The organism is Photobacterium andalusiense (genome assembly GCF_900185625.1).
Lineage (GTDB): Bacteria > Pseudomonadota > Gammaproteobacteria > Enterobacterales > Vibrionaceae > Photobacterium > Photobacterium aquimaris.
In genome coordinates, this window is sequence record NZ_FYAJ01000004.1 from 320,273 (window position 1) to 342,499 (window position 22,227).

At 39.0% G+C, this 22,227-nt stretch carries 20 protein-coding genes; 15 read left to right on the top strand and 5 right to left on the bottom strand.

Annotated elements, in window-relative coordinates; all coding sequences use genetic code 11:
- Positions 1–58: 58 nt before the first annotated feature.
- From fabF to PAND9192_RS12375, 9 genes are all read left to right on the top strand, one after another.
- Positions 59–1,297 carry a beta-ketoacyl-ACP synthase II gene (gene fabF / locus PAND9192_RS12335; protein WP_087820826.1) on the top strand — a complete coding sequence of 413 codons (1,239 nt, stop codon included), beginning with the start codon at positions 59–61 and terminating at the stop codon, positions 1,295–1,297.
- 104 nt (positions 1,298–1,401) lie between these two features.
- Positions 1,402–2,211, top strand: a complete 810-nt coding sequence (gene pabC / locus PAND9192_RS12340; RefSeq protein WP_087854051.1) for an aminodeoxychorismate lyase — start codon at positions 1,402–1,404, stop codon at positions 2,209–2,211.
- Complete coding sequence (gene mltG, locus PAND9192_RS12345) at positions 2,205–3,221, top strand: endolytic transglycosylase MltG (protein WP_087854128.1); 1,017 nt, start codon at positions 2,205–2,207, stop codon at positions 3,219–3,221. Before pabC ends, mltG begins: the two co-directional genes overlap by 7 nt.
- Positions 3,218–3,847 (top strand): dTMP kinase, encoded by a 630-nt coding sequence (tmk, locus tag PAND9192_RS12350; RefSeq protein WP_087854052.1) that lies wholly within the window; start codon positions 3,218–3,220, stop codon positions 3,845–3,847. Before mltG ends, tmk begins: the two co-directional genes overlap by 4 nt.
- Positions 3,848–3,849: 2 nt before the next feature.
- Positions 3,850–4,812 (top strand): DNA polymerase III subunit delta', encoded by a 963-nt coding sequence (gene holB / locus PAND9192_RS12355; protein WP_087854053.1) that lies wholly within the window; start codon positions 3,850–3,852, stop codon positions 4,810–4,812.
- Between the two features lie 81 nt (positions 4,813–4,893).
- Positions 4,894–5,670 (top strand): TatD family hydrolase, encoded by a 777-nt coding sequence (locus tag PAND9192_RS12360; protein WP_087854054.1) that lies wholly within the window; start codon positions 4,894–4,896, stop codon positions 5,668–5,670.
- Positions 5,671–6,354: 684 nt separating this feature from the next.
- Complete coding sequence (locus PAND9192_RS12365) at positions 6,355–7,866, top strand: PTS transporter subunit EIIC (RefSeq protein ID WP_087854055.1); 1,512 nt, start codon at positions 6,355–6,357, stop codon at positions 7,864–7,866.
- 774 nt (positions 7,867–8,640) lie between these two features.
- The gene (locus PAND9192_RS12370) at positions 8,641–10,257 is read left to right on the top strand and encodes a PTS transporter subunit EIIC (RefSeq protein WP_087854056.1); all 1,617 of its coding nucleotides are present in this window, start codon (positions 8,641–8,643) and stop codon (positions 10,255–10,257) included.
- 8 nt (positions 10,258–10,265) lie between these two features.
- Entirely contained in the window at positions 10,266–10,733 is a 468-nt protein-coding gene (locus PAND9192_RS12375; RefSeq protein WP_087854057.1) for an RDD family protein, read from the top strand.
- Positions 10,734–10,878: 145 nt separating this feature from the next.
- Here PAND9192_RS12375 and PAND9192_RS12380 read toward each other — a convergent pair whose 3' ends face one another.
- From PAND9192_RS12380 to PAND9192_RS12390, 3 genes are all read right to left on the bottom strand, one after another.
- Positions 10,879–11,778, bottom strand: a complete 900-nt coding sequence (locus PAND9192_RS12380) for a LysO family transporter (protein WP_087854058.1) — start codon at positions 11,776–11,778, stop codon at positions 10,879–10,881.
- Positions 11,779–12,045: 267 nt separating this feature from the next.
- Complete coding sequence (locus PAND9192_RS12385; protein WP_087854059.1) at positions 12,046–12,963, bottom strand: HDOD domain-containing protein; 918 nt, start codon at positions 12,961–12,963, stop codon at positions 12,046–12,048.
- 120 nt (positions 12,964–13,083) lie between these two features.
- Positions 13,084–13,674, bottom strand: coding sequence for an LON peptidase substrate-binding domain-containing protein (locus PAND9192_RS12390; protein ID WP_087854060.1), 591 nt, complete (start codon positions 13,672–13,674; stop codon positions 13,084–13,086).
- 271 nt (positions 13,675–13,945) lie between these two features.
- On the opposite strand from PAND9192_RS12390, the gene PAND9192_RS12400 reads away from it, so the two are divergent.
- Positions 13,946–14,545, top strand: coding sequence for a TfoX/Sxy family DNA transformation protein (locus PAND9192_RS12400; RefSeq protein WP_087854062.1), 600 nt, complete (start codon positions 13,946–13,948; stop codon positions 14,543–14,545).
- Between the two features lie 101 nt (positions 14,546–14,646).
- On the top strand, positions 14,647–15,555 hold the full coding sequence (gene dsdC / locus PAND9192_RS12405; RefSeq protein ID WP_087854063.1) for a DNA-binding transcriptional regulator DsdC: 909 nt from the start codon (positions 14,647–14,649) through the stop codon (positions 15,553–15,555).
- Between the two features lie 79 nt (positions 15,556–15,634).
- On the opposite strand, the gene PAND9192_RS12410 is transcribed toward dsdC, so the two are convergent.
- A complete protein-coding gene (locus PAND9192_RS12410; protein WP_087854064.1) occupies positions 15,635–16,627 on the bottom strand; it encodes a 2-hydroxyacid dehydrogenase in 993 nt (330 codons plus the stop codon).
- A gap of 239 nt (positions 16,628–16,866) precedes the next feature.
- Here PAND9192_RS12410 and PAND9192_RS12415 point away from each other — a divergent pair, with 239 nt between their 5' ends.
- The 3 genes from PAND9192_RS12415 to PAND9192_RS12425 all read left to right on the top strand — a co-directional run bounded on the left by PAND9192_RS12415 (position 16,867) and on the right by PAND9192_RS12425 (position 20,468).
- Positions 16,867–18,183: a DUF945 family protein gene (locus tag PAND9192_RS12415; protein ID WP_087854129.1), complete on the top strand. Its 1,317-nt coding sequence runs from the start codon at positions 16,867–16,869 to the stop codon at positions 18,181–18,183.
- Positions 18,184–18,431: 248 nt separating this feature from the next.
- On the top strand, positions 18,432–18,848 hold the full coding sequence (locus PAND9192_RS12420; protein WP_087854065.1) for a CBS domain-containing protein: 417 nt from the start codon (positions 18,432–18,434) through the stop codon (positions 18,846–18,848).
- A 180-nt stretch (positions 18,849–19,028) separates the two neighbouring features.
- A complete protein-coding gene (locus PAND9192_RS12425) occupies positions 19,029–20,468 on the top strand; it encodes an MATE family efflux transporter (protein ID WP_370738392.1) in 1,440 nt (479 codons plus the stop codon).
- Between the two features lie 120 nt (positions 20,469–20,588).
- Here PAND9192_RS12425 and PAND9192_RS20700 read toward each other — a convergent pair whose 3' ends face one another.
- Entirely contained in the window at positions 20,589–20,726 is a 138-nt protein-coding gene (locus PAND9192_RS20700; RefSeq protein WP_159458241.1) for a hypothetical protein, read from the bottom strand.
- 69 nt (positions 20,727–20,795) lie between these two features.
- Between PAND9192_RS20700 and PAND9192_RS12430 the strand changes: the two genes are divergently transcribed.
- On the top strand, positions 20,796–22,211 hold the full coding sequence (locus PAND9192_RS12430) for an SLC13 family permease (protein WP_087854066.1): 1,416 nt from the start codon (positions 20,796–20,798) through the stop codon (positions 22,209–22,211).
- The last annotated feature ends 16 nt before the right edge of the window (positions 22,212–22,227 follow it).

Below are 22,227 nucleotides of genomic sequence, written 5' to 3' on the forward strand. Positions count from 1 at the left end.
ATGACCGCCTGTTTTTTTTCAGTTCCCGTTTTATCCTCAATTCCCGGAGAAATTAATCGTGTCTAAGCGTCGTGTAGTTGTAACTGGCATGGGTATGCTTACCCCGGTTGGTAATTCTGTTGAATCTTCTTGGAAAGCTTTACAGTCTGGCACTAGTGGTATCAGTACCATCCAACATTTTGATGCAAGCGCATTTGCTACTCAATTTGCCGGAATGATCAAAGACTTCAATTGTGAAGATTACATGTCTAAGAAAGATGCACGCAAAATGGATTTATTTATCCAATATGGCGTTGCAGCTGGCGTACAAGCGTTCAAAGATTCTGGTATTGAAGTTACAGAAGAAAATGCACCACGTATTGGTGTTGCTATCGGTTCTGGTATTGGTGGCCTAGGTTTAATTGAAGCTGGTCATCAAACATTGATTGACAAAGGACCACGTAAAATTAGTCCGTTCTTTGTTCCATCAACAATTGTTAATATGATCGCTGGCCACATGTCTATCATGTACGGCCTACGTGGTCCAAATATCGCTATTTCTACAGCGTGTACGACAGGTCTTCATAACATTGGCCATGCTGCACGTATGATTGCATACGGCGATGCTGACGCTATGCTAGCGGGTGGTGCAGAAAAAGCATCAACAGAACTAGGCATGGGTGGTTTTGCTGCTGCTAAAGCGTTATCGACACGCAACGATGATCCTCAAGCGGCTTCTCGTCCATGGGACAAAGATCGCGATGGTTTCGTGTTAGGTGATGGCGCAGGTGTGATCGTACTAGAAGAGTATGAGCACGCGAAAGCACGTGGTGCGAAAATCTACGCAGAGCTAGTTGGTTTTGGTATGAGTGGCGATGCTTACCACATGACCTCGCCAAGTGCTGATGGCTCAGGTGGCGCATTGGCAATGGAAGCATGTATTCGTGATGCTGGCATTAACGCAGACCAAATTGGTTATATTAATGCACACGGTACATCAACACCTGCGGGTGATGTAGCTGAAACATTAGGCATCAAGCGCGCGATGGGTAGTGCGGTTGATAACGTAATGGTTTCGTCTACTAAGTCAATGACAGGTCACTTATTAGGTGCTGCTGGTTCAGTTGAATCAATCATTACGATTCTAAGCTTGGTTGATCAAGTTGTACCACCAACAATTAACTTGGATAACCCAGGTGAAGGTTGTGATCTTGATTATGTTCCAGGTGAAGCACGTCAAGCGAACCTAGAATATGCATTATGTAATTCATTCGGTTTTGGCGGCACTAACGGTTCGTTATTGTTTAAGAAGATCTAATTTGATTGTTGCCTATTGAGCAATAATCGTCATAACCTGATATGATTAGATGGCCTGATATTTCGATATCAGGCTATTTTTTTAGCTGTGAAAAAGGATCTTCGATGGCGTTAGTCAATGGTTGTGAGCAACAAACACTTGCTATCACAGATAGAGCAACTCAATACGGCGATGGTTGTTTTACAACGATATTGGTTGAGCAGCAATGCGTTCAGTTGTGGTCATTGCATTTAGCTCGCTTAGAATTGAGTTTACAACGACTAGCAATTGCGGCACCAAATTGGCAGCAGATATATAGCCAAATTGCGGCATTAGCCTTGAAATACCCTGATAAAGGCGGTATTAAAATACTCATCAGTCGCGGTAGTGGTGGTCGAGGCTATAACCCGCTTGGTTGTCACGATACCCAAGTGGTTATCACTGATTTTGAATGGCCATTGCATTATCAGCAATGGCAACAACAAGGGATTACATTAGGTGTGTGCCAGCAACGAATGGGAAATAGCCCCATGCTTGCCGGTATGAAACATCTTAATCGCTTAGAACAAGTATTATTGAAGCAAGAAGTTGAAACTGCAGGTTGGGTCGATGCGATTGTACTTGATGGAGATGATCGCGTAATTGAAACCACTGTCGCAAATCTGTTTTGGCGTCATGGTAATACTGTATATACTCCAGCCCTACAGCGGACAGGTGTTGCAGGAGTGATGCGCCAGCAAGTGCTGAATATGCTTGATGAGCTCAATTATGACTATCAAGTGGGGGATTTCGGTGTTGATGCTGTGTTGGCCGCCGATGAGGTATTTATAACCAACTCACTGATGGCATTAGTCCCTGTTAATCAAATACAAACAACACAATATTGTCAACGTACAATGTTTAAAACACTATGGAAGAGGTTACATTCGTGCTAAAGAAGTTGATGCTTGTGGTTTTCATTCTGGGCTTGTTAACGGCAAGTGCGGCAGGTTGGGGCTTTTTTCAACTCCAATCAGCGATTGATAAACCGGTGCAGATCGAACAACAAACGTTTATTACCGTGAAATCGGGTACGTCTTTTCGTGGCTTATTAACCCAGCTAAGTGATGCAAAAATCATTACAGAATCGCCATTGTTGCGATGGGTTGGCTATTTAGAGCCGAGTTTAACCGATATTAAAGCGGGTACTTATGCGATAGAGCCGCAACAAACATTGCATGCGGTGTTAACCATGATCACCGAAGGCAAAGAATATCAATATGCGATTACCTTGGTTGATGGCGAACGTTTTAGCGAATGGCGTCAGTTGCTACAAGCTGATCCGCATTTAACTCATACTACTGATGACATGACTCAGCAGCAAATTAGCCAAGCGGTTGGGATTGATAATGATAAAATTGAAGGCTATTTCCTGCCTAATACTTATCATTTTACCGCAGGTACCAGCGATATTAGTATTTTAAAACGTGCGCATGCAGCAATGATGAAAGAGTTAGATCTTGCTTGGCAGCAGCGTCAAAAAGATCTACCACTAAAGACCCCTTATCAAGCATTGATCATGGCATCGATCATTGAAAAAGAAACCGCAGTGGCAAGTGAGCGTGGTTTAGTGGCATCGGTGTTTATGAATCGTTTACGTGCAAACATGCCATTACAAACAGATCCTACGGTTATCTATGGAATGGGTGATAAGTATGATGGCAATATCACTAAAAAAGATCTGCGTACGCCAACAGCTTATAACACTTATACTATGCGCGGTTTACCGCCAACGCCGATAGCGATGCCAAATAAAGCCTCTATCATGGCAGCGGTTGATCCTGATAACAGTGATTATTATTATTTTGTCGCCGATGGCAAAGGCGGCCACAAATTTTCAACTACGTTAGTCGAGCACAATCGTGCGGTTCGTGCTTACCTTAAAATATTAAGAACACAGAAATGATCGGTAAATTTATTGTTATTGAAGGCCTTGAAGGGGCAGGTAAAAGTACAGCTATTGCCCAAGTTATTACAACATTAGCAAAGCATGGTATTGAAAACCCACAATCAACCCGTGAACCAGGTGGTACGCCACTAGCTGAACAAATGCGTGCTTTGGTTAAGCAAGGCCATCCTGATGAGCCGCTAACGGATATGGCAGAATTGTTACTGCTGTATGCTGCGCGCATTCAATTGGTTGATAACGTCATTAAGCCAGCACTTGCCCAAGGACGCTGGGTGGTCGGTGATCGTCATGACATGTCATCACAGGCTTACCAAGGTGGCGGTCGTGGTTTTGATCGCGCATTGATGGAAAATCTACGTGATACGGTTTTAGGTGATTTTCGTCCGGATTTAACTATCTATATGGATATTGATCCAGTCCTAGGCTTACAACGTGCTCGTGGGCGTGGTGAGTTAGATCGTATCGAACAAATGGATATTGCTTTTTTTGAGCGTGCCCGTGAGCGATTTTTAGCGTTATGCACCAATCAGCCCAATGTGATTATCATTGATGCGAGTCAAACGTTAGAACAAGTCACTACCGATTTAACTCAAGCATTACAGACTTGGTTGGAGCAACAATAATAATGATCTATCCATGGCAACAAACTTTGTGGCACAACTGGCAGCAGTTGCTTGAGCAACGACGTTTACACCATGCTATTTTGTTATTAGCGGCAAAGGGCAGTGGGCGTGGCGTATTAGCCCGACAATTATCCAAAACCGTACTCTGTCAAAATTCAGACAGTGAAGCTTGTGATGTTTGCCATAGCTGTAAATTGTTTGAAGCAGAAAGCCATCCCGACTTTCATGTTATTAAGCCCGAGCAAGATGGTAAACAAATTGGTGTCGATGCGGTTCGACAATGTAATCGTTGGGCAACAGAAACTTCACACCTTAATGGTCAACGAGTGATTTTAATTGAACAAGCGGATGCATTAGGTGAAGCTGGGGCAAATGCGATATTAAAAACTCTTGAAGAGCCACCTGCGGGGTGTCAATTTATTCTCACCGCGCAAAGCCTTGATCGGTTATTACCGACCATTGTCAGTCGTTGTAATAAATGGCGTTTAAATCCACCCGACGAAAAAAATGTCAAAAGTTGGGTTGAAAGTCAGCTGCATCAGTCTATTTTATTAGAAAGTGTGCGACTTAATAATGGTGCGCCATTAGCAACTTTAGCTTTTATCGAAAGTGGGTTAGACATTCGCTATGGTAACTTAGTAAAAGCGTTTACTGAGTTTGTGCAGCCGCCGCATATTGGTATTTATGATGTGGCGGCGATGTGCAGTGCTGATGGTATTGTTACCCTGCAATTGTTGAGTTATTTGCTAGTTGATAGCTTAAAATGGCAACAAGGGGCAACCGAATATCTTGTTCATCAAGAGTCATTAGCCGCGGTAGAAGCGATTGCGACCACTATACCAACAGCATTATTATTAGAACAAGTACGTAATATTAATAACTTACATCGTCAATTAGCCAAGCATACTGGGCTTAATATTGAGTTGTTAGTGGTTGAATGGTTAACTGGATTTATTGGTCAGTAGCACTGCTCAGTAACTTTTTCGATAACCGCGTATTACCCGTATTATAAAATGAAGTAATAGAATAAATTAAGAGGAAAGCCTGTGTTAGTCGATTCACATTGTCATCTTGATAAACTTGATTATGACAAATTACATACAGGGATTGATGATGTATTAAATAAGGCCAAGGAACGTGGCGTTGAATATTTTCTGTCAGTAGGGGTTACATTAGCCGCCTTTCCTAAAATGATGGAATTAATTGCACCTTACGATAACGTGTTTGCATCATGTGGTATTCACCCATTAGATGTTGAATCTGGTTATGAGTCTGAGCAATTTAAAGCCTACGCTAGTCATGAAAAAGTGGTTGCGATTGGTGAGACAGGGCTTGATTACCACTACCAGCCAGAAACAGCTGAATTACAGCAAAAACTGTTCCGTGAGCAAGTGCGAGTGGCAGTTGAATTAAATAAGCCACTAATTATTCATACTCGTATGGCGCGTGAAGACACGATGCGTATTTTACGTGAAGAAGGCGCAGAGAAGTGCGGTGGTGTGTTGCACTGCTTTACTGAAGACTTGGATATGGCATTAGCGGCGATTGAGCTAGGCTTCTATATTTCAATCTCTGGTATTGTCACCTTCAATACAGCCAGCGATCTGAAGAACGTAGTGAGTCAATTACCGTTAGATCGGTTATTGGTTGAAACTGATTCACCATTCTTAGCGCCAATCCCTTACCGTGGTAAGCAAAACCAACCCGCTTATACTCGTGAAGTAGCGCAATACATTGCATTACTAAAAGGTGTTTCTGTTGAAGAAGTTGAGCAAGCAACAACTAAAAACTTCTTTACTCTGTTTTCATTAGCGAAACAGTAAGACACAGTTTTAGTCTGACATTAAAGAGAAGCTTCGGCTTCTCTTTTTTTATTACTAACATTAGATGAGATATGGCTACGTGTTTATTTATAAAATTATAATTAGATAAGTGACCGACTTTTTATATTTATAACCATTAGCGAATTAATATTGGTTATTTAAACTAATATAAACCCAGCAGTTTGATTGTTTTTTAAACGTGGTCGATAGTTGTATTTACGATTCTCACTAATAAGAAAATAGCATTTGATGTTTTAACTAGGTTAAATATTAGGCTGTAGTCTAAATTGTATTATTAATGCGTGTTTTTGAGTTACATTGTGTTACTTACGTTTCGTTTCTGTAATAAAAGTTTTATTATAATTACATTTTTTTGTTTTTATTATCAGTAATTTACGGCTCGTAGTTGGTTCTATGTGATCAATGTTCTATATTTTGCATGTTATTTAAGTATATTCTGGAAAAATCGGTCAAAAACGAGCAATATGCTATCGGGGGATATATCTGTGAGGAATGTTTTAATCAATTTATTATTAAAACCAGCTCAAATTAGATTTATTAAAGTAGACGCTCACGTTATATAAATCCCATGTTAAGCTAATTAAATTAATAACTTATTACGTATGTACTAGTGCTCGATTATTACATTCACTGGTATTTGTTTGAATATAAAAGGTAAAAATCATGTCGAAAGATATTCAATCTTCAGCGGCGAAGATCCTCGAAGGGATTGGCGGTGCTGGTAACATTAAGTTTCTGACGTGCTGTGCAACGCGTTTACGTTTTGAATTAAACGATAACTCAATTGTAGATAAAGCCGCATTAGATGCTATTCCTGAAGTAATGGGTTGTGTTCCTCAAAGTGGCGAGCGCTACCAAATTGTTGTTGGTGGCGGTGTTGCGACGATGCATAGTGCACTGCAACTGTTACTTGAAGAGAGCAAAGCAAGTGGTAGTGTTGATAACACTAAAACTGAAACTAAAGCTGCGGCATCAAATGATGATGTAAAAGCCTCACTACGTTCAAGTGGTGTTCGAGGTAAAGTTGCTTGGGTTGATGGTTTCTTTGAATACCTTTCAGATTCGTTCCGTCCCATTTTAGGTATTTTACTTGGTGCATCATTAATTATTGCATTATGTGCAGTACTCGATGCGTTACACATTGTTGATTTCCGTGGTGATAAGTCTGCAGGTTGGGTCTTTGTCGATTCAATGTGGCATTCTGTATTCTACTTCCTGCCTATCATGGTTGCTTACAACGCATCGAAAAAACTTAAGGTTGACCCTTGGTTAGGTGCGGCGATCATGGGTGCGTTAATGACGCCTGATTTCCAAAAGCTAACGTCGCTAGCATCTACAACGTCAATTAAAGATGCAACGTTAGGTACTGTCTCTCACGTTGCTCACGTGTTTGGTTTACCAATGCAGCTTAATGATTACTCTGGTAACGTATTCGTACCGTTGATCATGGTTGCTGTATTAGCGCTGGTATATCGTTTCTTAAAGAAAATTATTCCTGATAACCTACACATGGTATTTGTACCATTCCTTTCTTTAATCATCATGATTCCGCTAACAGCGTTCTTGATTGGTCCACTAGGTGTATGGATTGGTACTTATTTAGGTCTTGGTTTAGCTTGGTTAAATACGCACGCGCCGTTTGTGTTTGCGATTTTAATCCCATTACTGTACCCATTCCTTGTTCCATTGGGTCTACACTGGCCGCTAAACGCACTAATGTTAATGAACATTCAAACGTTAGGTTACGACTTCATTCAAGGCCCTATGGGTGTGTGGAACTTCGCTTGTTTCGGTGCAACAGCAGGTGTATTGCTAATTTCACTGCGTGAAAAAGATGCAACAATGCGTCAAACTGCTTCTGGTGCGTTAGCCGCTGGTCTATTTGGTGGTATTTCAGAGCCATCACTATACGGTATTCATTTACGCTTTAAGAAAGTTTACCCACGCTTACTTGCTGGCTGTCTAGCGGGTGGTGTAACGCTAGCTGTTCTTAGCTCAATGTACGGTAGTGTTAAAACTCAAGCGTTTGCATTTACGTCACTACTAACGATCCCTGTGTTCCATCCAATGTGGATTTACGCAGTATCAATCGCGGTTGCTTTTGTTGTGCCAATGGTACTGATTGTTCTGTTTGATTACCGAACAGCAGAAGAAAAAGCAGAGCATAAAGAATAAGTTTATTTTTATTCATTAATTCAAAAATCCCGTGATGAAAATTGCGGGATTTTTTTTATGTGTAAAAAATAATATATCAACAATGACCAAGGGATTAATAACCATCTATATTGGCTGAGGTGGTTATAAAAAGATTAATGATTACTTTGTTGAGTTTAAAATAAAGTCGGACGTGGTTGTCTCTTATAATTTATAAATTACAAGCGAGACGGCTGGAATGATTATATAAAAAGTTAAATTCCAATCTTATATTACAATCAATTAACAATTGTTACTTATTATTGATGTTACATAGGTTACAAAGGTTACTTATTAGAGAGGATTTAAATTGTTTTAATTAGCCTGTTGGTGTGTTTTTTCTTGTTATTTATCAATCGATTATGTGTTTTTATTTAAAATAAAGCCTAATTGTTTCATTGTGATCTGCATTATAAATTGAAACTATAAATAATTACTTATTTGTAACTTTGACAGCCATCAAGTTATATTATCCGCCGCATTTTATACTAATGCTCGAAATAGACATAAAACAGGATTAGCAAAATGACTACGGGGGTATGTCGCTAATGCTGAGTCTTATTTTAATTTAATATACTCAGGAGCAAACAATGTTCACTAACGCAATTACCGTTGGTAATTGGAGCTGGTCTCTAACCGCGAAAGTGTTCAGCAAATGCTTATTTGTTTTTGGAAAATGATTTAGAAATAAGACCCAATAGAGTCTGATATTTATTTCATCGACAAGTTTAGAGTTCATCTCAAGGAGAGAAGGTAATGAAAGCCTTTTTCAGTAAGTTATCTCAAGCGGTAATGCTACCGATAGCCTTGCTACCAGCCGCTGGTATTATGCTAGGGCTTGGTGGTAGTTTTACTAACCAAAGTATGATTGATGCGTACCAAATTGGTATTTTGCAAGACGGAACACTTTTAAATAGTTTCCTACAGGTTATGACCGCAGCTGGCGGTATCGTCTTCGCAAACTTACCATTAATGTTCGCACTTGCGATTGCTATTGGTTTTGCACGTGCAGAGAAAGGTGCTGCAGCACTGGCTGCGACGATTGCATACCTAGTAATGAACGTTGCTATTGCTAAAACACTGACTGTTGCGGGTATGGTTGATACTACCAACAACACTGTTGTGCTAATGGGCAACCACTACGCTGGTGTACTTGCTGATGTATTGGGTATTCAAAATACACTGAGTATGGGTGTATTTGGTGGTCTTATTGCTGGTGGTATTACTGTTATTCTGCATAACAAATACCATGACATTAAGTTACCTGAATTCCTAGGCTTCTTCGGTGGCGCACGTTTTGTACCTATCATTAGTGCATTCTCGGCATTATTCTACGGTATTGCGTTAGTATTTATTTGGCCATACATCGGTGCTGCATTTGGTTCTATCGGTGCAACACTTGGTGAAATGACTGCTTCAGGTCACGGTTACATTGCATCATTCATTTTCGGTATTATCGAGCGTGCATTGATTCCTGTTGGTTTACACCACGTATTCTATCTTCCATTATGGCAGACAGAAATTGGTGGTACTGCTGAAATCGCAGGCCATGTATTTAAAGGTACTCAAAACATCTTCTTTGGCTCGTTAGCGAACGGTGATTACTCTCAATTCTCTTCAACTAACTTCATGAGCGGTAAATTCCCATTCATGATGTTTGGTCTACCTGCTGCGGCTTACGCGATGTACACTGTTGCTGATAAAGAAAATAAGAAAGCTGTTGGTGGTCTATTATTCTCTGTTGCACTAACAGCGTTCTTAACCGGTATCACTGAACCAATTGAATTCACATTCTTGTTCCTGTCTGCACCTCTTTACTACTTCATTCACGTACCACTAGCAGGTCTATCATTCATGCTAATGGATTTACTTAACGTGAAAGTCGGTATGACATTCAGTGGTGGTTTCATTGACTTCTCATTGTTTGGTATGTTGCCTGGTCTAACGGGTACTGAGAACCATTGGTACTACATTCCATTACTAGGTCTGATTTACGGTCCGGTATACTTCTTCTTGTTCCGTTGGTTCATTTTGAAGTACGACGTGAAAACGCCTGGTCGTAAGGGGAGTGCGGTTGCTGTTGTTCGCAAGCAAGATTACCACGCATCAAAAGCTGCAGGTACAAATGACTCTCAAGCTGATGAGATGATTGAAGCTCTTGGTGGTAAAGACAATATCGTTGATGTAGATGCATGTATCACTCGTTTACGTATCACTGTTAAAGATGGTGATTTAGTAAAAGACAACCAATTCTGGACTGAGCATTTAGGTGCGAAAGGTTTAGTGAAAATCGGTAATACAGGTATTCAAGCTATCTACGGTGCACAAGCTGCAGGCTTTAAAGCACAGATTAACGCTAAACTAGGTAAGTAAGAACGCGAATGGGCTTTACATTGAAATACCGGCGCATCGGTACCTTCATGATTGATATGGCAATTGTTCAGATGTTCGCGATGGTTGGTCGCGACATCTACCTTGGAGTAATTGCTTATATTTCAAAGGGTACAGGAATGACGCTTTCGTTAAACGATAGCATCGCTTTACCGGCATTATTGCTGTTGTTTATTGGTTTAATGTTGTTATTTATTGGTGTCTTTATGGGTTATCAATGGATCTGTTACCGCTTATTAGGCACGTCATTATCACGTTATCTACTGAGTGTGCAGGTGGTTTCGACAGATGATAAGCCATTGACGAAGCAACGTTACTTAAAGCGTGAGTTTAATAAAATTTACCTTTGTGTCGCAACGTTGGGGTTATATCCACTTTATTGTGGTGCTCAATATTTAGCTTTTTCAAATCCACCGATGCATGATCGTACCAACCATACAACGGTTGTTGAAAGTTGATTTAATGCGTACTTAACCTTGGTGATAGGTATATAAACCGCAGCTATTTCATATTATGAAGTGCTGCGGTTTTTTTTGATCTGATGATGCCTGTGGTAGAAAAAAGCCAGCACGAGTCTGGCTATTATCAACACCGAGAGTCGGTTTATAAAGAGATAAAGAACAGAATTAAAACCGGTACTAATAAACTTAAAATAAAGCCACTGACAATTGCTATGGGTACACAGCGGATCCCGCCACAGCTTTGAATAACCGGTAAGGTAAAGTCCATCGCGGTCGCGCCAGCATAACCAATCGCAGTGTTTGGATAACGGTTAATTAATAATGGGATCATGATCAGTGCCAGTATTTCACGTAGTAATTCATTTAAGAATGCAGCCCCACCATAAACACTGCCTAAGCCATCACCAATAAGAATGCCAGCCAATGAATACCACCCAAACCCAGATGCCATAGCTAAGCCGTTATTAATTGGAATATCGAGCAGTAACGCCGCAATAACACCGCCTAATAATGATGTTACTAAGATCACCGCAGCAATAATAACCCCTTTCTTATTGAGTATGATTTGTTTGAGGGTCATGCCGCTATTGCGCAGTTGAATACCAATAAAAAACAGTAGCAATAGTAAAATGTTCTCACTGGCTTGTTCTACCCACGATAGATCGACATTGAGCAGTAAGCCGACGACTAACCCAAGTGCTACCACAACCACTAATTTAGCTGATTCCAACCCCATTTTTATAAGTGGTAATTTACGCTGTACATGCGAGGTTGGCGTTGGCCATAACCGATCCAGCCAAGGTAATGCGAGCAGGTTACATACCGAAATAGAGATAAAAAAAGTGAAGGTATATAATAAGATTTGACCTAAATTCTGACTAAGATTATCAAGTCCTGCCAAACTTAATCCCATTAAAGCTAAGATCACTAATACTAAACGGCTGGTTTGGGTATTAATAAACTCAAGGATATTGGTTTTTTTTATTGGGATTAAATATCCCAGTACCAATGGTAGAAAAATCAGCAGAATTCCCGATAACATACTTATCCCTATATGTATAAAACTGCGTTGAAAGTGACATCGTTAATATCTTTAAAAATGCTGTGGTAACAACATCGTAATAAATGCTTAAAGATTAAGCGTCGAAATTGTGGCGAATATAACATAAAGCAGTAGAAAGAATATAGATATCAATGGAGAACAGTGGAAGGAAAAGCGTCGAAAAGTGTATACATATGTGTCAATACGAATCGTCTAATCAATGTATTAGACGAACGTAGAGATCTCATTCAAAAACTGGCGAGAGTATTAGATACCGCAGCTATTAATAATTTGTTTTAACTGATCATCAAATTCAAATTGTGACATATTTGTTAATTCATACATTACTTCCGCACCTGCGAGATCTAATTCCACTTCATGCTCATTGATGGCGGCATCGTTGGCTTTAAATAATAGGAAGTGATGTGCCATACGGGCAATAGTTAAATAGCTCATTTCACTATCATGATTAGTGGTGATTGGATTGGTTGCAACTGAAATATAGTCATTATCAAACCCCCATTGTGTCAGTACTATTTTACTGGCCAATGCACAGTTATCCTGAAAAATATATTTAGCGATATTAAAATCTAAATAATTACCTTGTTTAATAAAATTCGCATATTCGTTAATCAGTCCAAATAAACCAATATCAGCGAGTAGACCAGCTAATAATGCTTTTTCTGGTTCAAGTTTTAATGGCTTATTACTGTGGCTATGCATTCTTTGACAAATAAGTGCCATTGTTGCCGCAAATTGACGTGAGTGAAAAGCGCTATTTTTAAGTAATTGGTTACATTCAATGTTTTCAATGGTGGTATTTTTTAATGAATATATAGTTTGAGCTGTAATGATATCTCTAATTCGAAAAATACCTAAGCGTGATACTGCTGTGAGAATATCATGACAGGTAATATTACGCCGATTAAAAAGGGTTGAGTTTGCGGTACGAATAATATTGGCTGTTAATACCGGATCATCAAGTAATAAATTAGCTACGTCATGGACTGTTGTTTCAGGGTGCTCACATAACCGATTTAGGGTTAATAGCGTATCAGGAATGGATGGTAAGGTTAATCGGTTATAGCGTGCTGCTTTTTTTATTGAATGACAAAGATTCGACTGAATAGCACGAATATGGTGGTGGTTATTGGGTTCCAGCCAAAAAAAAGATAAATGTGGCATTGAATAATTACAGTGGTAAGAGGTGTTATCAGTGTACGCATTGTTGGCAAATGAACAAAGTGGCAACTGTTGTTTTTTTGACGCAGTTAACGCTTGAGTTATTGAATAATGTTATTATTTTTAATGATTGATTAAGTGATGGTTTTGCAATAGTTGTAATAAAAAACTAATTGTCATATTTGCGGTAGGATGATGGATTAAAGATTGCTTATATTTTATGTCTATCGGTAATACTTCTAACCATCGTTGGCATACCCAAGTTGCATCATCATAGCTAGTTTGTTGATAAATATTGGTTATTTCTGGAGTTGATTCAAATAAGTGTTTGAGCTTGTCTGCTAATGGTTGGCTATCATGATTGATGTTAATTGGTGTCCACTGTGCACAGGGCTCATAGGTTGCAGTCAGAAGGTTGTCATAGGCCATTGTGAGGATTGAAACAGAAATTGTGTCTATACCTTCCACGATTATTTCTAATAAACCATTATCTTGGGTATTAAAATCGATGATTGATACTGTTGTGGCGATAGCGGGAATATGGCTAATTGTCTCTGGTGCTTGATTTGGCTCAATCATACCTAGTGCGAATGGACGTTTGTTTGTCATAGCTTCTGTTACCATTCGAATATCACATACTCTTGAGATAACTAATTTAAGTCGTCCTTTGGGCAATATATGCTTGCTATGTGGTAATAATGCGATGGTATTCATGGTTTATCCTTGTCGTTTTAAGCCATTTACAAAAAATAATAATAAGGTTAGCACGATATATTTAATTGAGAGCAACTATAAAAAAGGGCCAATTGTTAATTTGTTTCATGAATTTTCGACTAAAAATATGGGAGCAATCTCATATTCGAATGCTAACAGTATCATCTATTGTTGCTATGAGCATAAAATGGCTCGTCAAATCATTGACACTGAAGATGATAAATATTGGGTGTGTTTTTAGTTGTTATGGATAATACCTGGAGCATGAGTTATGGCGTCAATAAAAGATGATTATTTAAATTACTTATCGAAATTTGGACCTCAAGAAAAAAGATCTATGTTTGGTGGTACAGGTGTTTTTATTAACAGTGCTATGTTTGCTATTGTGACACCGACCTCGATGTATATTCGTGGAGGGGATGCACTTGATGATAAATTAACAGCTGTGGGTTGTGAAAAATTTAGACATATAAAGAAAAGCAAAACAGCAACAGTTAATTATTATGAAATTAAAAATCTATTTTTAACCAATCAAGAATTATGTAACCAGTTTGTAGAAGAGTCGATTGCCTTTTCTTGTCGAGATAAACATTTTAAATCTTCTGAATCAAATCGTCGTTTACGTGATTTACCAAATATGCGGTTAACCCTTGAGCGAATGGTAAAAAAAGCAGGGGTGTTGGATGTTGATACTTTTTTTAATGTTGGTGCTGTTAATGTATTTCGTCGCGTGTGTGAACACAACGGCCAAGAGTTAGATCATAAATTATTATGGATATTTGCAGGTGCTATTCACGGTGGTCATTGGCAATTATTGAGCGAAGATCATAAGCAACAGTTATTAGATGAGTATCGCCAACAAACACTCTAAATTTATAGCTAACTGATAATAGAAGTCTATTTAGATGATGTAGCTGAGAATAAACAATTTTTTTGTTATGCTAGCAACAATTATGTTGCTATGGCTAAATTATGCAATTATCTAAATTGTCAGGTTCTATTCTTTCAGGATTACATTGTTTCTTGATTGCAGCTGATCATATGAGTTTTACGCGTGCTGCTGAAACCTTATGTTTAACTCAGAGTGCTGTCAGCCACAAGATTAAAAACCTTGAAGAAATATTAGATGTGCAGCTATTTATTCGGCAACATCGAAAGCTAGTATTGACTGATGAAGGTCAGCGTTTAAAGCAAGTCTTAGCATCGAATTTCGGTGATATTATTCATGAAATTCGTGATTTAAAAAGTGCTGAATTAAGTGGCGATCTGACAATTTCAGTGCCACCAACTTTTGCACAAACATGGTTAGTTCCTCGTTTAGCTTCTTTTATTGATAAATACCCTAATGTACGAATTCATTTAAGAACGCGGAATGATTTAGTTGATTTTCAAACAGAAAGTTATGACTGTGCCATTTATTTTGGCAATGGTGAATACCCTAATTTAGCTGTCGATAAACTACTTGAAGAAAGTATGTTTCCTGTATGTAGTCATGAGTATGCGGTTAAATATCAGCTCTATCATCAGCCTGACAATTTAATTCATTGCCTTTTGCTACATGATGCAGCGCCATGGGCGAGGGCTGGGCGTAACGATGAGTGGCAATTCTGGGCGCAACATTTTAAGGTTGAATTACCTGATAATGGTTGTACTTTTGATCGGGCTGATTTGGCGATTAAAGCGGCAGCGACAGGTATGGGAGTGGCGATGGCAAGACAATCTTTTGTGGCAGAACAACTCGCAAATTCCCGTTTAGTTTCTCCTTTTGATATGACTGTGAATTCTGCGCACAGTTACTATGTGGTTTGCCGTAAAGATATGCAGACCTCACCTAAAATTAACGCATTTAAAAATTGGCTGTTTAGTGAAATTAATAGTTAATTATTAATCTGATAGCAACGTTTAAAAAAGGCGCATTACGCGCCTTTTTTGTTGTCATACGTTATATGTATTCAACGTTTTATTTTATAAGTTCATTGCCAGATAACTCACCTTTTTCAAAGCTTGATAAGTTTTCTAATGTTGTTTGCGCAATGCTACCCAGTGCTTCTTCGGTTAAGAAGGCTTGGTGACCTGTAAATAATACGTTGTGGCATGATGATAAGCGACGGAAGACATCATCTTGAATAATGTCGTTAGATTTATCTTGGAAGAATAAATCTTTTTCGTTTTCGTAAACATCGACCCCTAATGCACTAATAATACCGCTTTTAAGTGCTTCAACTGCATCACTTGAATTAAGTAAACCACCGCGACTGGTATTTATCACCATCATTCCTCGACGCATTTTGGCAAACGCTTTACGGTTAAGCATATGATAATTTTCTTTGCTCATTGGACAATGTAGCGTGATCACATTTGCTTGTGCATAAATTTCATCAAGGGTGCAATACGTCACGCCTAATTCAATCGCAATTGGGTTTGGATAAGGGTCATAAGCAAGAATATTCATGCCGAGCCCTTTTAAAATACGAATTGTTGCAATACCTATTTTACCGGTACCAATAACACCGACGGTACGACCGTGGAAGTTATAACCAGTCAATCCTTCTAGAGAGAAGTTTGCATCACGTGTGCGTTGATAAGCGCGATGAATACGGCGATTAAGGCTAAGCATTAGCCCTAATGTGTGCTCTGCAATAGATTCAGGTGAGTAAGCCGGAACAGTAACAACCTGTAAATTTAGTGCTTTTGCTGCATCAAGATCTACGCGATCAAAACCAGCACAACGCATAGCGATAATTTTCACCCCTTGCTCGGCTAATATTTTGAGTACAGGTTCGCTAAGATCGTCATTAACAAAGGCACAAATAGCATCAAAACCTTCAGCCATTTTGGCAGTGTGATGATTGAGCTGAAAATCAAAATAAGTGAGCTGTTGATGGAATTTTTTATTTGTATGAGCAAATGATTTTTGATCATATCCTTTGGTGCTAAAAACAGCTATTTTCATAATATCACTCCATAAACACTGTTTGTTATTCAGTCATTATTAAGTATAAAACGTTAATATCTGACCAAAATACACGGTTATTATGTGATCACGATAACAACTTTGTTGCAAATAGCAAACCATTTGTATGACAAAATAGCCGCACTAAAATAATGGTTATAGTTATGCTGCTGTGGTTTAGTGGTTCATGCTATGATTTAGATTGTTCATTGCAACTTACTTTATTTTTGGGATTCAATATGTTGAAAAAAATTCTTGCCGGTGCAGGTGCTGTTGCGATCATTGCTTGTGGACCACTCGCTACAGGCCAAATTGGGCAGAGTATTTATACTGGAGCGGTAAAAAATTATCATAGCCCTTATATGTCGATCACAACTAAAAGTTTTGAGCGTGGGTATTTATCCTCAAATGCTGTGTCTCGTATTGAGCTTAAAAATCAATTAAAAGCGGAGTTTGCAGAGCAAGGATTACCAACAGTATGGCTAGTAAAACACCATATTGAAAATGGCTTTCTCGGTGTCAAATCTACCAGTGAGTTTGTGATTGATAAACAAGCAGCCCCATTAGTGAATCAAATTTGGGGTAAAAATGTTGCGCCAATGCAAGTGGTGACCGATTCTGGCTTTACTGGAACCACCCACTTTACTCTGACAGTTAACCCAATGGATTACATCCATAAAGAAGGTGGTAGTGCTATCAGCGATAAGTTTGTGGTAACGGGTGAATTTGATCCTGAAAATAGTAAGAGTCAATTTAGTTATAGTTTACCTGCACTAACCATCACTACTGCTGATAAAGAAAGCATGGTTGTTAATAATATTAACGGTGAAGGTCAAGGCCAAATGCAAGGTAACTTTTGGATTGGACATCAAACGTTTAGTCTTGAGAAAGCAAAGTTTACTGCGGCAGATCAGCAGCACCTTATTGCCATTGATGGGGTGAATGTAGCCATGGATAACAGTTTGAGTCAGCCAAGTGGTGAGAAAAAGCCAACTGAAGCGACTCAACAAGTCACCAATACTAACACTATTCAAGTGGCTAAATTAACCACACTTGATGGTCAACATTATCAAGATATTGCCTTTAAATTAGCACTTAAAGATCTAAATTATAAAGCGATTAGTCAGTTAGCGACGATGGAACAATCTCCACAAGCAGCACAAGATCCGGCGCAAATTAAGCAGGCGATGTTAGCTTTAGATTTATTGATTGCTCATGGTGCTAGTATTGATTTATCACAGCTAAGTGTTAAAACCCCACAGGGAACAGTGAATGCGCAAGTATTACTAAAAGTTAAGCCAGGATTAGAGCATGCATCAACCAATCTGACTGCTGTGACTGATCAATTAAGCGGCAATGTTAATATTGTTATTCCAGAAGCGTTAGCTGCTAAAGAGCCATTATTAGCGGCCAAATTACCTGTGTTAGTGAATCAAAAAATTGTCACTCAACAAAACGGTAATTATCAGCTTGAGGTGAAAATTGTTGCTAATCAGTTGGAGTTTTCTTCAGGTGCCAAATTACCATTAGCAATGATGGCACTATTACTGCATTAATTTTAATGTAGTACGCGAGTTAGATTAAAACGCTTGCTATTTAGCAAGCGTTTTTATTTATATGAATTAAACAATAATTATCATCGAGTTAGGTTTTTTTATTATGAAAATGTCAAAAAATGAAGGTTGATATTTAGTAAAATTAAATATTTAGACTTAACTTAATATTATCAGTACAGGTTTATTTTAATTAAGATTTCAAGGGATTAAACCTGAACGACGACAGAATAACGTACGTGGGGGAAGGTATGGAATCATTAAAAGTAAAAGACTACATGAATGTTCGTCCAGTTACATTTACCGAAACGATGCCACTATCTGGTGCATTAGATAAGCTACTTACGGCAAAACAAATTGGCGGACCTGTGATTAATGAGCATAAGCAAGTGGTGGGTTTTATCTCTGAACAAGATATGATCCATAAATTGCTTAAAGTCGGTTATCACTGCCAAGATAGCCATACCGTTAGTGAGTGCATGCGCACTGATGTATTGACCGTTTCTGGTGAGGATACAATCATTGCGTTAGCTGAAACCATGATAGGGCAAAAACCGAAAATTTATCCTGTTGTTGATGATGGTCGTTTAGTTGGTGTGATTACGCGTCGCGATGTATTAACGGCGATTAGTAATCAAATTGGCGCTTGCTTTAAGCATCCATTGTAATCAAGATAGCAACGAATTTATTAATAATAGAGGCGCTTTGAGCGCCTTTATTTTTGGTTATCATGTGCGTTTTTAATGGCATGGTAATGTTTGTTTGGAGATGCTGTGAACAAAAAAAATACCACTGACAATAATCAAGCCAAATTCTTAACCGGTTCGACGATGCGACATATTATTGTTATGTCAGGTACTGGTGCTATTGGTTTGATGGCATTGTTTTTAGTCGATTTACTCGATATGTTTTTCATTAGTATGTTGGGGCAAATAGAACTTGCTGCCGCGATTGGTTTTGCCGGAACCCTAGTCTTTTTTTCTACCTCTATTTCTATCGGTACATCCATTGCGGCAGGTGCGTTAGTATCGCGTGCTTTAGGTAAAAATGATCGTCAGTTGGCGCGAATGATGGCCAGTAACGTGATGATTTTTGCAGTATTAATTAGTGCTATTGTGGTTGGTCTAATGCTATGGCAGCTACCATTATTATTGAATTTGATTGGTGCTAAAGGCGCAGTAGCCAAAGCCGCGACTCAATATTTAGTTATTTTATTACCCAGTGCTCCTTTGATTGCGGTTTCTATGTCTGCTGGCGCTGCATTGCGAGGCGTGGGTGATGCTCGAAGCTCTATGGTCGCAACATTAATTGGCGGTGGTGTAAATGCAGTATTGGATCCATTATTTATTTTTGGTCTGTCGATGGGCATGCAAGGGGCTGCAATTGCCTCTGTTTTTGCGCGATTAGCTGTTATGTGTTTTTCTTTATATGCTGTGGTATATAAACATCGATTAGTAGCTAAACCTGATTTAAGCAGTTTCAAATTAGCGTTACCGACGGTGGCTAAAATTGCACTTCCAGCGATATTAACTAATACCGCGACCCCGATTGGTAATGCGGTTGTTACCAGTAATATTGCCCAGTTTGGTGAGAGTTTTGTCGCTGGATATGCTGTTATTGGTCGTATTATGCCTGTATGTTTTGCTTTGGTCTTTTCACTATCAGGTGCTGTCGGGCCTATTATTGGACAAAACTTTGGTGGCGAACGTTGGGATCGAATTAATCAAATATTGCGTGATGCAATGCTATTTACTGCTGTGTATTGTGTGACTGTATCGATTATCTTGTGGTTTGGACAAGACTTATTAATCGCAATGTTTAGCCTTACTGGTGATGCCGCTGAAATTGTGGGTGTATTCTGTAGCTTTATTGCAATTACTTTTATCTTTAACGGCGCATTATTTGTAGCCAATGCTGCATTTAATAACCTCAATCGTCCGACATGGTCAACTGTGTTGAATATGGGTAAAGCGACGTTAGGTACGATTCCATTTGTTCTTATTGGTGGCCATATTGCAGGAGCTAGTGGTGTATTGGTTGGACAAGCGGTGGGCTCGGTGGTGTTTGGTATTATTGGTTTTAGTTTGGTTATTTACCAAGTTAAGAAAATGGGTCTTGCTCATGAACAACAGCCATTGCAGAGTAATGAAATTCTTACGCCATCAGTTCCCGTTGCACCATTTTGTTCTTCACGCACCTATATGGGGACAGAAGATGTGTTGGAAGAAACGTTGGCGACTGAAATTGAACCTAGTAATAATATAAAGCCGCCGAAAAAATCAGATTAATAAGTCATATTGAGTGACAATTATCTTTGTGATGTTTATCTCTTTATTAATGTCGACTAATAGCTAGTCGACATTTTTTTTGTCGGTCCATGATCGCTATTTTACCTAAGTAGCGATTATTTAAGCGATTTTATTGATCTGAGATGATGAAAAAAGACCCATAGCCAGAGACAATAATAATACTGACAACCATTTGTCTGAGTGGGAGCGTTGCGATTCTTGTAATTGACCACCAGCAGCCAATGTTAGTTTAGCCACTTCACTTCACCTTTAGTTTAAGGAAAATAAAGGTGATGGCGTATTTATTGTTTAAGGGAATAATGTTCTATGCGTCAAAATCTTCGCTATATCATACCTATTCTGATCCCATTAATTATTTTGTTATTACCAGCATCCGCTTTTCCGATTGAGGGATTAACAGTAATTCAACAGCGCGTTATTGCTATTTTTTTATTAGCCGCCTTATGTTGGGTTATGGAGCCGATTCCTATTTATGCAACGTCAGTTGTGATCATTGTGCTGGAGTTATTATTGTTGTCAGATAAAAGTCTGTATTTATTTAGGCTTGATCAAGGGCAACCTCATTTTGGTAACTTAATGAGTTATAGCGAGATAATGGCGACCTTTGCCAGTCCTATTATTATGCTGTTTTTAGGTGGTTTCTTCTTAGCGATGGCGGCGACGAAATACCGATTAGATGTCAACTTAGCACGGGTGTTATTAAAACCATTTGGGCATCAACCTAAATATGTAATGTTTGGTTTAATGTTGATCACTGCTATTTTCTCGATGTTTATGTCAAACACAGCGACAACGGCAATGATGCTGTCTATTTTAGCGCCAGTGATCACGTTATTTGGTGCTAAAGATCCCGGTAAGATAGCGTTTGCATTATGTATTCCCGTTGCGGCGAATATTGGTGGTATTGGTACGCCTATTGGCACACCACCCAATGCGATTGCACTAAAATACCTTACTGGTGAAAACCTGATCACCTTTGGTGAGTGGATGTTCTTTGGCGTACCGTTCGTGGCGGTATTACTGGTATTTGCATGGTGGTTGATTAATAAACTTTATCCTGCAACTCAAGCGTCGATTGAACTGACCATTCAAGGTAAGTTTCTTAAAACGCCAAAAGCAATTACTGTGTATGTAACCTTTGCTGTGACGATTCTGTTGTGGTTGATGGGCTCTATGCACGGTATGAACTCTTATACTGTGGCGTTGATCCCTGTAGCTATTTTCTCTTTAACCGGCATCATCAATAAAGAAGATCTTAAGAAAATATCTTGGGATGTTTTATGGTTAGTATCGGGTGGTATTGCACTTGGTTTAGCGTTAGATAAAACCGGCTTAGCCAAGTTAATGGTGCACAGTATTCCATTTGATGCGTTCTCACCGTATGTGGTGTTATTGGGTGCGGCAATGTTGTGTTTATTGATGGCGAATTTTATGTCTCATACTGCAACCGCTAACTTATTAATGCCAATTATGGCGGCATTGGGTACATCAATGGTGTCATTAGCACCACTAGGTGGGGAAGTGACGCTAATTTTAGTGGTGACTTTTGCGGCATCCCTCGGTATGTCATTACCAATAAGTACACCACCGAATGCATTAGCACATGCGACGGGTCATGTTGAGAGTAATCAAATGGCACGGGTTGGCGTAGTGGTTGGTGTGGTTGGTGTTGCATTGAGTTTTGTGATGATTTGGGGTTTACAGCTAATCGGTCATATCTAATCGGTTAATACTGAAT